Origin of the sequence: Streptomyces sp. NPDC021225 (genome assembly GCF_044332865.1) — a bacterium.
In the GTDB taxonomy this organism is placed as follows: domain Bacteria; phylum Actinomycetota; class Actinomycetes; order Streptomycetales; family Streptomycetaceae; genus Streptomyces.
Genome location: NZ_JBIRPV010000018.1, coordinates 65,058 through 77,302, shown reverse-complemented (window position 1 = coordinate 77,302; position 12,245 = coordinate 65,058). Strand labels below are relative to the sequence as shown.

Annotated in this window: 12 protein-coding genes; 4 read left to right on the top strand and 8 right to left on the bottom strand. The window is 73.0% G+C overall.

Annotated features, from left to right (window positions below):
• Positions 1-6 precede the first annotated feature (6 nt).
• Positions 7-423 carry a CBS domain-containing protein gene (locus ACH4S9_RS43310; protein WP_358844096.1) on the bottom strand — a complete coding sequence of 139 codons (417 nt, stop codon included), beginning with the start codon at positions 421-423 and terminating at the stop codon, positions 7-9.
• A 217-nt stretch (positions 424-640) separates the two neighbouring features.
• Here ACH4S9_RS43310 and ACH4S9_RS43305 point away from each other — a divergent pair, with 217 nt between their 5' ends.
• Positions 641-1,429 (top strand): VOC family protein, encoded by a 789-nt coding sequence (locus tag ACH4S9_RS43305; protein ID WP_311726574.1) that lies wholly within the window; start codon positions 641-643, stop codon positions 1,427-1,429.
• A gap of 15 nt (positions 1,430-1,444) precedes the next feature.
• Here the strand turns inward: ACH4S9_RS43305 and ACH4S9_RS43300 are convergent, their stop codons facing one another.
• From ACH4S9_RS43300 to ACH4S9_RS43275, 6 genes are all read right to left on the bottom strand, one after another.
• Positions 1,445-2,770: a geranylgeranyl reductase family protein gene (locus tag ACH4S9_RS43300; RefSeq protein ID WP_311726573.1), complete on the bottom strand. Its 1,326-nt coding sequence runs from the start codon at positions 2,768-2,770 to the stop codon at positions 1,445-1,447.
• A 105-nt stretch (positions 2,771-2,875) separates the two neighbouring features.
• Positions 2,876-3,568: a demethylmenaquinone methyltransferase gene (locus tag ACH4S9_RS43295; RefSeq protein ID WP_311726572.1), complete on the bottom strand. Its 693-nt coding sequence runs from the start codon at positions 3,566-3,568 to the stop codon at positions 2,876-2,878.
• An 84-nt stretch (positions 3,569-3,652) separates the two neighbouring features.
• Entirely contained in the window at positions 3,653-4,102 is a 450-nt protein-coding gene (locus tag ACH4S9_RS43290; RefSeq protein ID WP_311726571.1) for an imidazolonepropionase-like domain-containing protein, read from the bottom strand.
• A 23-nt stretch (positions 4,103-4,125) separates the two neighbouring features.
• Complete coding sequence (gene mqnC / locus ACH4S9_RS43285) at positions 4,126-5,325, bottom strand: cyclic dehypoxanthinyl futalosine synthase (protein ID WP_311726570.1); 1,200 nt, start codon at positions 5,323-5,325, stop codon at positions 4,126-4,128.
• Between the two features lie 95 nt (positions 5,326-5,420).
• Positions 5,421-7,145, bottom strand: coding sequence for a serine/threonine-protein kinase (locus ACH4S9_RS43280; protein WP_398377100.1), 1,725 nt, complete (start codon positions 7,143-7,145; stop codon positions 5,421-5,423).
• Between the two features lie 96 nt (positions 7,146-7,241).
• Positions 7,242-8,174 carry a menaquinone biosynthetic enzyme MqnA/MqnD family protein gene (locus tag ACH4S9_RS43275; protein WP_398377098.1) on the bottom strand — a complete coding sequence of 311 codons (933 nt, stop codon included), beginning with the start codon at positions 8,172-8,174 and terminating at the stop codon, positions 7,242-7,244.
• 301 nt (positions 8,175-8,475) lie between these two features.
• Between ACH4S9_RS43275 and ACH4S9_RS43270 the strand changes: the two genes are divergently transcribed.
• A complete protein-coding gene (locus ACH4S9_RS43270) occupies positions 8,476-8,679 on the top strand; it encodes a cold-shock protein (protein ID WP_311726568.1) in 204 nt (67 codons plus the stop codon).
• Positions 8,680-8,838: 159 nt separating this feature from the next.
• Here ACH4S9_RS43270 and ACH4S9_RS43265 read toward each other — a convergent pair whose 3' ends face one another.
• Positions 8,839-10,815 carry an AMP-dependent synthetase/ligase gene (locus ACH4S9_RS43265; protein WP_311726567.1) on the bottom strand — a complete coding sequence of 659 codons (1,977 nt, stop codon included), beginning with the start codon at positions 10,813-10,815 and terminating at the stop codon, positions 8,839-8,841.
• 141 nt (positions 10,816-10,956) lie between these two features.
• Between ACH4S9_RS43265 and ACH4S9_RS43260 the strand changes: the two genes are divergently transcribed.
• Both ACH4S9_RS43260 and ACH4S9_RS43255 read left to right on the top strand, forming a co-directional pair.
• Complete coding sequence (locus ACH4S9_RS43260) at positions 10,957-11,553, top strand: hypothetical protein (protein WP_311726566.1); 597 nt, start codon at positions 10,957-10,959, stop codon at positions 11,551-11,553.
• 68 nt (positions 11,554-11,621) lie between these two features.
• Positions 11,622-12,206 carry a hypothetical protein gene (locus tag ACH4S9_RS43255; protein WP_398377096.1) on the top strand — a complete coding sequence of 195 codons (585 nt, stop codon included), beginning with the start codon at positions 11,622-11,624 and terminating at the stop codon, positions 12,204-12,206.
• The last annotated feature ends 39 nt before the right edge of the window (positions 12,207-12,245 follow it).

The following is a 12,245-nucleotide window of genomic DNA, read 5'->3' as shown; positions in this document are numbered from 1 at the left end:
AGCCGCCTAGGCGTACACCTTCTCCACGAACTCGGCGATCTGGGGCTCGCTGACGTGGTGGGCCAGATCAGCCTCGCTGATCATGCCGACCAGCCGCTTGTCCTTGTCGATCACCGGCAGCCTGCGGATCTTGTTCTGCTCCATCTCCCGGAGCACATCGGTGACGTCCGCGTCGGCCGGGATCCACCGCGGCGTGCCCTTGGCGAGTTCCCCCGCCGTCGTCCTGGAGCAGTCCTTGCCCTCGGCGACACAGCCGACGACGATGTCGCGGTCGGTCAGGATGCCGCACAGCCGCTCGTTCTCGTCGGCGATCGGCAGCGCGCCGACGTTCAGGTCCCGCATCAGCTGCGCCGCGCGGTCCAGCGTCTGGGTCTTGGGGATCCACTGCGCGCCCGGGTGCATGATGTCTGCGGCCTTGGTCATGATGTGTACCTCCTGGTACCCGACTGGTGCCCCCTCCTTCCATGTCACCACCGCCGGCGGGCCCTCGCGACCGGCGCCGCGTCCCCGCTCCCCAGCGGCGGCCCCCGGGCCCCGGTGCCAGACTGAGAACTGCCGGGGTGGCCGCCGTCGCCCCCACGGCGGCGCGGGATCCGGCCCCAACGCCCCCGGCTGACCAGGATCCGCCGAAGGAGCCCCCATGCTCACCACCGATTTCGTCCCCGGCGCCCCCAACTGGCTCGACCTCGGCACCCCCGACACCGACGCGGCCGGCGCCTTCTACACCAGCCTGTTCGGCTGGACTTGGGAGTCGGCCGGACCCGAGGCGGGCGGCTACGGCTTCTTCAAGAAGGACCGCAGGACGGTCGCCGCCGTCGGCCCGCTCCACGAGGAGGGCGCGCGCCCCGCCTGGACGCCGTACTTCCGCACCACCGACGCCGAGGCCACCGCCGCGGTGGTCGCGGAGGCGGGCGGCGCGGTGCGCGCCGCGCCGTTCGACGTCTTCGACGAGGGGCGGATGGCCCAGTTCACCGACCCGGGTGGCGCCCGGTTCGCCGTCTGGCAGCCCGGCAAGACCGAGGGCCTCGAAGCGGTCACCGAGCAGGGCACGTTGTGCTGGGTGGAGCTGCACACCCCGGACCCGGTCACCAATCTCGCCTTCTACCACACGGTGTTCGGCTGGGACGCCGAGGAGATGTCGTTCTCCGGCGGGACCTACACCGTGCTCTCGACGGGCGGGCGCGGCGGCGAGGGGTCCTTCGGCGGCATGGCGCAGCTCCAGCAGGGGCACGATGTCGCGCAGTGGCTGCCGTACGTCGAGGTGGCGGACTGCGATCTCGTCGTCGACCGGGCCGAGAAGCTCGGCGGGGCGGTGCTGATGCCCGCCATGACCGCCGAGGACATCGGCCGCATGGCCTGGCTGGCCGACCCCTCCGGCGCGCACTTCGCCGTCATCACCAGCGCCAACCCGGCGACGACGGCCTCCTGAGCGGGCTGAACCGCGTCAGGCCTTCGGGGCCACCTTCGCCAGGCCGTTGATGACGCGGTCCATCGCGTCGCCGCCCGTCGGGTCGGTGAGGTTGGCCATCAGCTTCAGCGTGAACCGCATCAGCATCGGGTGGGTCAGACCGCGCTGGGCCGCCAGCTTCATGACCGTCGGGTTGCTGATCAGCTTCACGAAGGCCCGGCCCAGCGTGTAGTAGCCGCCGTAGGTGTCCTTGATGACCTTCGGGTAGCGCTGGAGGGCCAGTTCGCGGCGGTCGGCGGTGGCGCGGGCCTGGGCCTGGACGATGACATCCGCCGCGATCCGGCCGGATTCCATCGCATAGGCGATGCCCTCGCCGTTGAACGGGTTGACCATGCCGCCCGCGTCGCCGACCAGCAACAGCCCCCGGGTGTAGTGCGGCTGACGGTTGAAGGCCATCGGGAGGGCGGCGCCGCGGATCGGGCCGGTCATGTTCTCCGGGGTGTAGCCCCACTCCTCGGGCATCGAGGCGCACCACACCTTGAGGATCTCGCGCCAGTCCAGCTCCTTGAAGGAGCCGGAGGTGTTGAGCACGCCGAGCCCGACGTTGCTGGTGCCGTCACCCATGCCGAAGATCCAGCCGTAGCCGGGCAGCAGCCGGTCCTGGGGGCCGCGCCGGTCCCACAGCTCCAGCCAGGACTCCAGGTAGTCGTCGTCGTGGCGGGGCGAGGTGAAGTACGTCCGCACCGCCACGCCCATCGGCCGGTCCTCGCGCCGGTGCAGCCCCATGGCCAGCGAGAGCCGGGTGGAGTTGCCGTCCGCGGCGACCACCAGCGGGGCGTGGAAGGTGACCGGCGTCTTCTCCACGCCGAGCTTGGCCTCGACGCCGGTGATCCGGCCCGTACGGTCGTCCAGGAGCGGGGCGCCCACGTTGCAGCGCTCGTACAGCCGGGCGCCGGCCTTCTGGGCCTGCCGCGCCAGCTGCTCGTCGAAGTCGTCGCGCTTGCGGACAAGACCGTAGTCCGGATACGAGGCCAGCTCCGGCCAGTCGAGCTCAAGACGCACCCCGCCACCGATGATCCGCAGGCCGCGGTTGCGCAGCCAGCCCGCCTCCTCGGAGACGTCGATGCCCATGGCGACGAGCTCCTTGGTGGCGCGCGGGGTCAGACCGTCGCCGCACACCTTCTCGCGAGGGAACGCCGTCTTCTCCAGCAGCAGCACGTCCAGCCCGGCCTTGGCGAGGTAGTACGCCGTGGTGGAGCCGGCGGGCCCGGCGCCGACGACGATGACATCGGCGGTCCGCTCCGTGGATGCGGTCTCGCTCACGCGGGTCTCCCGAAGGCTCGGTAACGGCGTGCCGGTCACGCCGGGCACTGGAACGGTTGCAGTCTATGTGGCGTGCCGCGGCCGATACGGAGGGCCACCCCCGGGAGAACCCGGCGGCGCCCGCGGTTTGACGCCTTGGTGGGCCTACGGCTTGACGCCCCGGTGGAGCGCGACGATCCCGCCGGACAGATCGCGCCAGGCGACCTTCGCCCAGCCCGCCTCGCCCAGCCGCGCCGCCAGCCCGGGCTGGTCGGGCCAGGCGCGGATCGACTCGGCGAGATAGACATACGCGTCCGGGTTGCTGCTGACCGCGGTGGCGACCGGCGGCAGCGCGCGCATCAGGTACTCGGTGTAGACGGTGCGCAGCGGGGCCCAGGTGGGGTGGCTGAACTCGCAGATCACGACGCGTCCGCCGGGCCTGGTCACGCGCAGCAGCTCGCGCAGCGCGGCGTCCGTGTCCTGGACGTTGCGCAGCCCGAAGGAGATCGTGACGGCGTCGAAGACCCCGTCCGCGAAGGGCAGCCGGGTCGCGTCGCCCGCCGTGAGCGGCAGCCCCGGGTGGCGCCGCTTGCCCACCCGCAGCATCCCGAGCGAGAAGTCGCAGGGGACGACGTACGCGCCCGCGGCGGCGAAGGGCAGCGAGGAGGTGCCGGTGCCGGCGGCGAGGTCGAGCACGCGCTCGCCGGGGCGCGCGGCGACGGCCCGCGTCACGGCCTTGCGCCACAGCCGGGCCTGCCCGAGCGAGAGCACATCGTTGGTGAGGTCGTACTTGGCCGCCACGCCGTCGAACATCGCGGCGACTTCGTGCGGCTGCTTGTCCAGGGATGCTCGGGTCATGCCCCCATTGTTCACCTGGCCCCCGCCGCGCCCGGCGCCGGACCCCGCCCGCGCCGCCCGTCGGCGCCGGTGCGCGAGCCGCGCTCAACGCCGCCGGTGCACCAGCCGCCCCGCGAGCACCGTGGCCACGCACGCGCCGTCCGCGTCGAAGGCCGCCAGGTCGGCGCGGCCGGTCTCCGCCAGCGCGGGCGGGCGCGGCCGGTCCAGGACGGCGAGGCCGCCCCGCCGCGCGGCGGCCAGCAGCTCGGGGTCGGCGACCCGCGCCGCGACGACCGCCGTGGCGCCCCGCCGCAGCAGCGCGTGGATCCGCTCGCGGGGGCTGGGCGCGTCCGGCACCGGCGCGTCGTGGACCAGGCCCGGGCCCAGCGTGCCGGGCCAGTGGCGCACCCTGGCCCGCGGATACGTGCGGAGCAGCGCGTCCAGCGGCCCGACCGCGGCGATCCGGTCGCCGTCGACCGCGACGGCGGCGTCGTGCAGCGGCGCCGCGTCGTCGGGGGTGAGCCGGACGAGGGGCGCCGCGTGAAGGGTGAGCATCGGAAGGGGTGTCAGGAGAGGGGTCAGGAGGCGTCGATGAGCTTCAGCTCGGGGTGGGCGGTCCCGCCCTCGATCGCCGTCGACGACAGATGGGAGACGACCTGGTCGTCGACCGGGTCGTTCGCCGGGTCGTCGTGCACCACCAGGTGCTCGTAGGTGGTGGCGCGCTGCGCGGGCACCCGCCCCGCCGTACGGATGAGATGGAGCAGCTCCATCCGGTTGGACCGGTGCCGGGCGCCCGCCGAGGAGACCACGTTCTCCTCCAGCATCACCGAGCCGAGGTCGTCCGCCCCGTAGTGCAGCGACAGCTGGCCGGCCTCCTTGCCGACGGTCAGCCAGGAGCCCTGGATATGGGCCACGTTGTCGAGGAACAGCCGGGCGATCGCGATCATGCGCAGGTACTCGAAGACGGTCGCCTGCGTCTGCCCCTTCAGATGGTTGTTCTCGGGCTGGTAGGTGTACGGGATGAAGGCGCGGAAGCCGCCCGTGCGGTCCTGTACGTCGCGGATCATGCGGATGTGCTCGATCCGCTCGGCGTTCGTCTCGCCGGTGCCCATGAGCATCGTGGAGGTGGACTCGACCCCCAGGTTGTGGGCGGTCTCCATGATCTCCAGCCAGCGCTCGCCCGACTCCTTGAGCGGCGCGATGGCCTTGCGCGGCCGCTCGGGCAGCAGTTCGGCGCCCGCCCCCGCGAAGGAGTCCAGGCCCGCGTCGTGGATGCGGCGGATCGCCTCCTCGGCCGGCACACCGGAGATCCGCGCCATGTGCTCGACCTCGGAGGCCCCCAGCGAGTGGATCACCAGCTGCGGGAATTCCTTCTTGATGGCCGAGAAGTGCTTCTCGTAGTACTCCACCCCGAAGTCCGGGTGGTGGCCGCCCTGGAACATGATCTGCGTGCCGCCGAGTTCGACGGTCTCGGCGCAGCGGCGCAGGATGTCGTCGAGGTCGCGGGTCCAGCCCTTGGCGGTGTCCTTGGGCGCGGCGTAGAAGGCGCAGAACTTGCAGGCCGTCACGCAGACGTTGGTGTAGTTGATGTTCCGCTCGATGATGTACGTCGCGATGTGCTCGATGCCCGCGTAACGGCGGCGGCGGGCCTCGTCGGCGGCGGCGCCGAGCGCGTGCAGCGGCGCGGACCGGTACAGGTCGAGCGCCTCCTGCGGGGTGATACGGCCCCCGGCGGCGGCGCGGTCGAGGACGGCCTGAAGCGATGCGCTCTCGGTCACCGGGGCGTCCCTTTCGGCGGGTTGCGGACGGACTGCCCCAGCGTACGCCAGTGGTCATGGGCCTCTGCCGAGGCCCCGCGGCCCCGCCGCGGCCCTCAGCGGTCCCCTGATCCGGCGGTCACCTTGCGCAGCGTGCCGCTCGGGTTGCCCCCCTGCTCATCGGCCGTCTTGTAGCGCAGCGAGCCGTCGGAGGTGAGGGTGAACCGATCCTCGGCCGAGCCATCGGTGCAGCCGGTCTGCGTCTGGCCGCCGCTGCCGACCCGCGAGTCGAGGACCAGCTCCTTCGAGGTGGCCGAGACCAGCTTCCAGCTGCTGTCACAGCGGAGCACCGCCAGCTCGACCCGGCCGCTGCCCACCTTCTCCCCCGGCGTCCCCTCGCGGATGGTGATGGTCAGTTCGCCTCCGGGGATGCTGGACTCGGTGGTGAGCTGCCCCTTCCAGGTGCCGAGGAACGCCTTGGGCACGCTCTTGACGGGGTCGCCGCCGGGGTCGTCGCCGTAGTCGCCGGGGCCCTCCGTCGCCGTCGGTTCCGACCCCGGGCTCGGGGACGAGGCGGAGTCCTTGGCGCCCGTCCCCTCGCCCCCGCCGGTGCCCGGCAGCAGGTGGAACACGAAGGCCGCGGTCGTGGCGGCGGCCAGCGCGCCCGCGACGGACAACACCAGCGTGCAGCTGAGCGCCTTCGGACGGTTTCGGCGCCCGATGGCGGCGGAGACCGAGACCCTGCGGCCCTCGGACGGCCGCCCGCCGGACGGCGGCGCATCGGGCGGGGCGGGCGCGCCGGGCGCCTGCTGGGCCGGGCGGCCGTACGAGGGGTCGGGCGGGCCGAACGCACCCAGGGGCGGCACGGGCGCGCCCGATGCCGACACAGCCGACACGGCCGCGGGGGTTGGCGGAGCCGCCGGGGGCGCGGGCGGATCCGACGCGTCCAGGTCGAGGAGCTCCACCGCCCGCCGGCTCACCCGCTCGACCAGCGGCCCCGGCAGCCACCCCGGCCGCACCAGGCTCGCGGCGCCCCCGTCCGGGGCGAGGCGGCTCACGATCCGCTCCGGGGTGGGCCGGGCGGACGGGTCCTTGGCCAGGCAGGCGGCGATCAGGTCCCGCAGGTCACCGGTCAGGCCGGGGCCGAGCCGGGCCTCCTCGTGGACCACCTTGTAGAGCAGCGCGGCCGAGCTGTCGCCGGGGAAGGGCGGCTCGCCCGTCACCGCGTACGCCAGCACGGCGCCCAGCGAGAAGACGTCGGCCGCCCCGTCCACGCCCTTGCCCAGGATCTGCTCGGGCGACATATAGCCGGGCGAGCCGATCGAGGCACCGGTGGTGGTCAGCGACACCGTGCCCTGCGTGGCCCGCGCTATGCCGAAGTCGATCAGGCGCGGGCCGTCCAGGGCGAGCAGTACGTTCGACGGCTTGACGTCGCGGTGGACCAGCCCCAGCGCGTGCACGGCGGCCAGCGCCTCCGCCAGCCCGGCGCCCAGGGCCCGTACCGACGGCTCGGGCAGCGGCCCCTCGTCGGCGACGGCCTGGCTCAGCGACGGGCCCGCCACATAGCCGGTGGCCACCCACGGGACCCGGGCGTCCGGGTCGGCGTCCAGCACTGGCGCGGTCCACGCCCCGCCGACCCGCCGCGCGGCCTCCACCTCGCGCCGGAACCGGGCGCGGAACTGCTCGTCGAGCGAGAAGTGCGCGTGGACGACCTTCACCGCCACGGTCCGGCCGCCCGCGCTGCGCCCCACGAAGACCCGGCCCATGCCGCCCGAGCCGAGCCGCCCGAGCAGCCGGTAGTCGCCGATGACCCGCGGATCGTCCGCCCCCAGCGGCTCCATCCCGTCTGCCTCCCCCGCTCCCCTCGACTGCGCCGCTCCAGCTTAGGTGCTGCCCCGGACAGGCCACCGGGGCAATACCTGATGGGCGCGAAGCCGTTACACCAGCCCGCGCGGGCCGGCCAGGTCCAGCGGCCGTACCCGTACGTCGGCGGGGTAGCCGGCCGCCGGGGCGGTGCGCCGGACGAACTCGGCGATGCCCTCCAACTGCCGCTCGCCCAGGCTGAAGTCCAGGGTGGTGAAGTAGCGCTCCAGGACCGGCGCCTCCAGCGCCTCCCAGCGCGCCGCCTGCTCGGCGACCTTGGCGACCTCCACCAGGGACAGGTCGCGGGAGTCGAGGAAGGCCCGGTGCACCTGGTGGACGATCTCCGGCTCGCGCTCCAGATACTCGCGGCGCGCCGCCCACACCGCGAAGACGAACGGCAGCCCCGTCCACTCCTTCCACATCTGGCCGAGGTCGTGCACCTGGAGGCCGAGCTTCTCGGCGTAGTGCAGATTGGCGCGCAGCGCGGCGTCGCCGATGAGCACCGCCGCCTCCGCCTCCTGCATCATCAGGCTGAGGTCGGGCGGGCAGGTGTAGTAGTCCGGGGAGATCCCGTACCGCTCGGCGAGCAGCAGCCGCGCCAGCCGTACGGAGGTGCGCGAGGCCGAGCCGAGGGCGACCCGGGCCCGGTCCAGCTGCTCGAGCGGCAGTTGCGAGACGATCACGCAGGACATGACGGGCCCGTCGCAGCCGACCGCGATGTCGGGCAGCGCCACCAGGTCGTCGGCGTTGCGCAGAAACTCCACCAGGCTGATCGGGCCGATGTCGAGATCGCCCTGTACCAGCTTGTCGTTGAGCGCGTCGGGGGTGTCCTTGGTGAGCTCGAGGTCCAGGAGGGCCCCGCTGGTGGCCAGGCCCCAGTAGAGGGGCACACAGTTGAGGTACTGGATGTGGCCGACCCTTGGCCGAGTACGACCGGGCGGGTGGTAGCCCTCGGTGGTCGTGGCGTCGGGTGTACTCCGGGCGGGGGAACTCGGTGAATTGTCCACATACGGAGGCTAGACCCGCGCGTCACATGCGGCGGCGGCGGGGCCCGCCCCGCCTCCGCCCCGAGCCCGGCTGTAAGGCCCCGACCTGCGGTACTATCCAATCCACCAGCCCGGGAAACCCCTCGAATTCGTGATCTTCGGCTCTTTCCCCGCGCACACGCAGCGTGCTAAGCTCACCGCAAGTTGCAGTTAGGTTTCCTTGCAGTACAAAGCCTGCGGAGCATGTAACCGCGGGCTTTTGTAATTTTCAGACTTCTTGCAGGTTCTGGAGCAGGGCAACCCTTTGGCCCAAGGAGGGCTTATGGCTACCGGAACCGTCAAGTGGTTCAACGCCGAGAAGGGCTTCGGCTTCATCGCCCAAGACGGCGGCGGCCCCGATGTCTTCGTTCACTACTCCGCGATCAACGCGAGTGGTTTCCGCTCGCTCGAGGAGAACCAGGCCGTTACCTTCGACGTCACCCAGGGCCCGAAGGGTCCGCAGGCGGAGAATGTCAGCCCGGTCTGATCCGCAGTACCCAAGGAGCCCCGACCCCGCTTCGGCGGGGGCCGGGGCTCCTGCCTTTGTTTTCCGGCCCGCCGCGCCCCCGCATTCCGGCATTCGCGTATTCACTTCGGGTTTCTCCGGCGTTTTCTCTCGCTTATCCCCATCGGCCCGCATAGGGCCTCATAGGCCCTCGTCGCGCCCCTCGCCCCTGACCTTTACGGCGGCCCCCGCGTACAGCGCCTCGATCTCCCGCGCGAAGTCCCGCGCGACCGCCGCCCGCCGCAGCTTCAGGGACGGGGTCAGATGCCCGGACTCCTCGGTGAAGGGCACCGGCAGAACGGTGAAGCGCCGGATCGACTCGGCGCGCGAGACCAGCTCATTGGCGTCGTCCACCGCGCGCTGGACCTCGGCGAGCAGCAGCTCGTCCTCGACCAGCCGGCGGATCGGGACACCCTGCCGCTGCCGCATCCGGCGCCAGTGCGCCAGCCCGTCCGGGTCCAGGGTGAGCAGCGCCGTCACATACGGGCGGTTGTCGCCGATCACCATGCACTGGCCGACCAGCGGATGGGCGCGCAGCCGGTCCTCCAGCGGGGCGGGGGCCACGTTCTTGCCGCCCGAGGTGACGATCAGCTCCTTCTTGCGGCCGGTGATGGCCAGATAGCCCTCGTCGTCCAGCGCCCCGAGGTCACCGGTGGCGAACCAGGCCTCCGCGCCGCCCTCGGGCACCGCCCGCCCCAGCCCCGCGTCCCAGTAGCCGGAGAAGACCTGCCCGCCGCGCAGCAGCACCTCGCCGTCCTCCGCGATCCGCACGGCGCTGCCGGGCAGCGGCCAGCCCACCGTGCCCAGGCGCGGGCGCAGCGGGGGCGTGACGGTGGCGGCCGCGGTCGTCTCGGTCAGGCCGTAGCCCTCGAAGATCTCGATGCCCGCGCCCGCGAAGAAGGCGCCGAGCCGGCGGCCGAGCGGGGAGCCGCCGCAGATCACATAGCGCACCTTGCCGCCGAGCGCGTCCCGGATGCGGCGGTAGACCAGCGGGTCGTACAGCGCGTGGGCGGCGCGCAGCACCGGCCCGGGGCCGCGGCCGCCGCGCCGGGCCTCCTCCAGCGCCACGCCGTACCGCCGGGCCACCCCGGCGGCGCGGTCGAAGGAGGCGGCGCGGCCCATCCGTTCGGCCGTCGCGCGGCCCGAGTTGAAGACCTTCTCCAGTACATAGGGGATGGCCAGCAGGAAGGTCGGCCGGAATCCGGCCAGGCCCGCGAGGAGGTCCTCGGTGCGGAGGCTGGGCGCGTGGCCGAGCCGCACCCGTGCCCGCAGACAGCCGACCGCGATCATGCGCCCGAAGACATGCGACAGCGGGAGAAAGAGAAGTGTGGCGGCGGGCTCCACGCTGACCGACTTGAAGACCGGGTGGAGCAGTTCGATGGCGTTGTCCACCTCGGCGAAGAAGTTGCCATGGGTGAGCGCACAGCCCTTGGGACGGCCCGTGGTGCCCGAGGTGTAGACGAGGGTCGCGAGGTCGTCGGGGCCGCGGCCGACGCGGCGGCGCGCCACGTCCGCGTCCGGGACCGCCCGCCCGGCCGCGTCGATCTTGGCGACGGCCCCGGCGTCGAACTGCCAGAGGTGGGCGAGGCCGGGCAGCTCCCGCCGTACGGCGCTGACCAGCCGCGACTGCTCGACGCTCTCCACGACGCAGGCGACCGCGCCCGAATCCCGCAGGATGTGCAGCGTCTGCTCCTGTGAGGAGGTGGGGTAGACGGGGACGGTGACAAGACCGGCGGCCCAGGCGGCGAAGTCGAACAGCGTCCACTCGTAGGTGGTGCGGGCCATGATGGCGAGCCGGTCGCCGGGGCGCAGACCGTGCGCGATCAGGCCCTTGGCGCAGGCCAGCACCTCGGCGGCGAACGTGGCGGCGGTGACGTCCCGCCAGCCGCCGTCCGGGGTCGGGCGGCTGAGGACGGGGGCGTCGGGGGCCTGGGCGGCGTTGTCGAAGGGGATGTCGGCCAGGCTGCCGCGGGTGGGGTGCGGGGCGAGCGGCGGGACGGCCGCCTGCCGTATCCGGCCGTCCACGGACCGCAGTTCGGGCGGGGCGAGGGCGGGCGGGGACGCGACCGCGGGCGGGGCCGTGGAGGTGGCCGTGGGAGGTGCTGACCGCTGTGCCATGACGTCTCCTGACCCGTCAGTAACCTTACTTCAGAGTAATCATGCTTGGATTCCCCCGGGAAGACCTGTGCGCATGCGCCGTGTGGCGGCGCCTGTTTACGTTGATGCCCTCGGGCCGTACACCCACGAGGGGTGGTGCACATGGTGCGCACCGGCGGCGGCCGCCTCACCAGGCGGTCCCTACGCCTCCCCGTACGCCTTCTGACGACCGCCTCGCTGACCGCGGGGCTGTGCGCCGGGCTGCCCGCCACACCCGCCCTCGCCGCCTGCGGGGACGACCCGGACACCGTCGGCTCCGTGGACGGCGCGGTGCTGACCTATGTGCTGCACACCAAGTACACGGCGGAGTGGGACCGGGCCCGCGCCGAGTGGAACGCCCTGGGCCGGGTCGACATCAGGCCGGAGGCCGGGACCGACGCCGGCACGGGCACCGGCACGAAGGGCAAGGACACCGCGTACGCGGACGTCGACGCGAGCGACATCGACCGCGACGACGTCGGCTGGTCCGGCATGTGGGAGTCCCATGACCTCGGCTCCGACGACATCATCCTCAACGACCACTTCCTGAAGGACTACTCCGCCGACACCCGGCGCGGCGTGGTCACCCATGAACTCGGCCACGCGCTGCGGCTGGGGCACCGCACCGCCTCCGGCGCGGTCATGTACTGCGACGACACCCGCACCGCCATCGCCCCGTCGGACCTCGACATCACGGCCTACCGGGCCATCTGGGGGTGAACGGCGCCGTGTTCACCGGCTCTCGCTACGACGGAGCAGCGCGCGCGACGCGCACGGGAGCGCGCGGCATGGCGATCGCGCTCGGCACGGCCCTCGTCGCCATCGGCGGCAGCGCGGCCGCGTGGTTCACCGTGCCGTACGGCACCACGCGGTACCACCCCACCTACGCGGTACGGCTCGACACCCCGGAGCTCGCCGCCGGCTGGGCCGACGACGTGTTCATCGGCGAGGTCACGGCGCGCGAGGGGCCGCGGCGCACCGACGGCGACCGGCTGCTGTGGACGACCTATGTGGTCGAGGTGCGCAAGACGCTCAAGGGCGAGGTGAGCGGCAGCGTGCGGGTCGCCCAGGAGGGCGGCGACGACCCGCTGCGGCGGCAGCGGATCGTGGTGGGCGACGCCCCGGCGCTCCAGCCGGGCAGAACCTACGTCCTGGCCACCCGGCTGGCCCCGGACGGCTGGCACACCGCCCCGTCCAACTTCACTCCGGTGGACCTGTCCCCCGCCGAGGGCGGCTCGGGCAGCGGGGCCGATGTGTCCGCGGTGTGGCAGGAGGGCGCCGCGCACCCGGCCACGCAGCGGTACGCGCACCCCTCCGGGGTTTCCCGGGCCAAGGACCCCAAGGCCCTGTACGCGAAGGCCCTCATCGGCTGAGGCCCGCGTCCGCGTACGCCCTGCGCGTACGGGCGCGCG

Bases quoted from the DNA above. Each gene is read 5' to 3' on its own strand.
- ACH4S9_RS43310 (WP_358844096.1), bottom strand. From the start codon at position 423: ATGACCAAGGCCGCAGACATCATGCACCCGGGCGCGCAGTGGATCCCC.
- ACH4S9_RS43305 (WP_311726574.1), top strand. From the start codon at position 641: ATGCTCACCACCGATTTCGTCCCCGGCGCCCCCAACTGGCTCGACCTC.
- ACH4S9_RS43295 (WP_311726572.1), bottom strand. From the start codon at position 3,568: ATGACCCGAGCATCCCTGGACAAGCAGCCGCACGAAGTCGCCGCGATG.
- ACH4S9_RS43290 (WP_311726571.1), bottom strand. From the start codon at position 4,102: ATGCTCACCCTTCACGCGGCGCCCCTCGTCCGGCTCACCCCCGACGAC.
- ACH4S9_RS43280 (WP_398377100.1), bottom strand. From the start codon at position 7,145: ATGGAGCCGCTGGGGGCGGACGATCCGCGGGTCATCGGCGACTACCGG.
- ACH4S9_RS43270 (WP_311726568.1), top strand. From the start codon at position 8,476: ATGGCTACCGGAACCGTCAAGTGGTTCAACGCCGAGAAGGGCTTCGGC.
- ACH4S9_RS43265 (WP_311726567.1), bottom strand. From the start codon at position 10,815: ATGGCACAGCGGTCAGCACCTCCCACGGCCACCTCCACGGCCCCGCCC.
- ACH4S9_RS43260 (WP_311726566.1), top strand. From the start codon at position 10,957: ATGGTGCGCACCGGCGGCGGCCGCCTCACCAGGCGGTCCCTACGCCTC.
- ACH4S9_RS43255 (WP_398377096.1), top strand. From the start codon at position 11,622: ATGGCGATCGCGCTCGGCACGGCCCTCGTCGCCATCGGCGGCAGCGCG.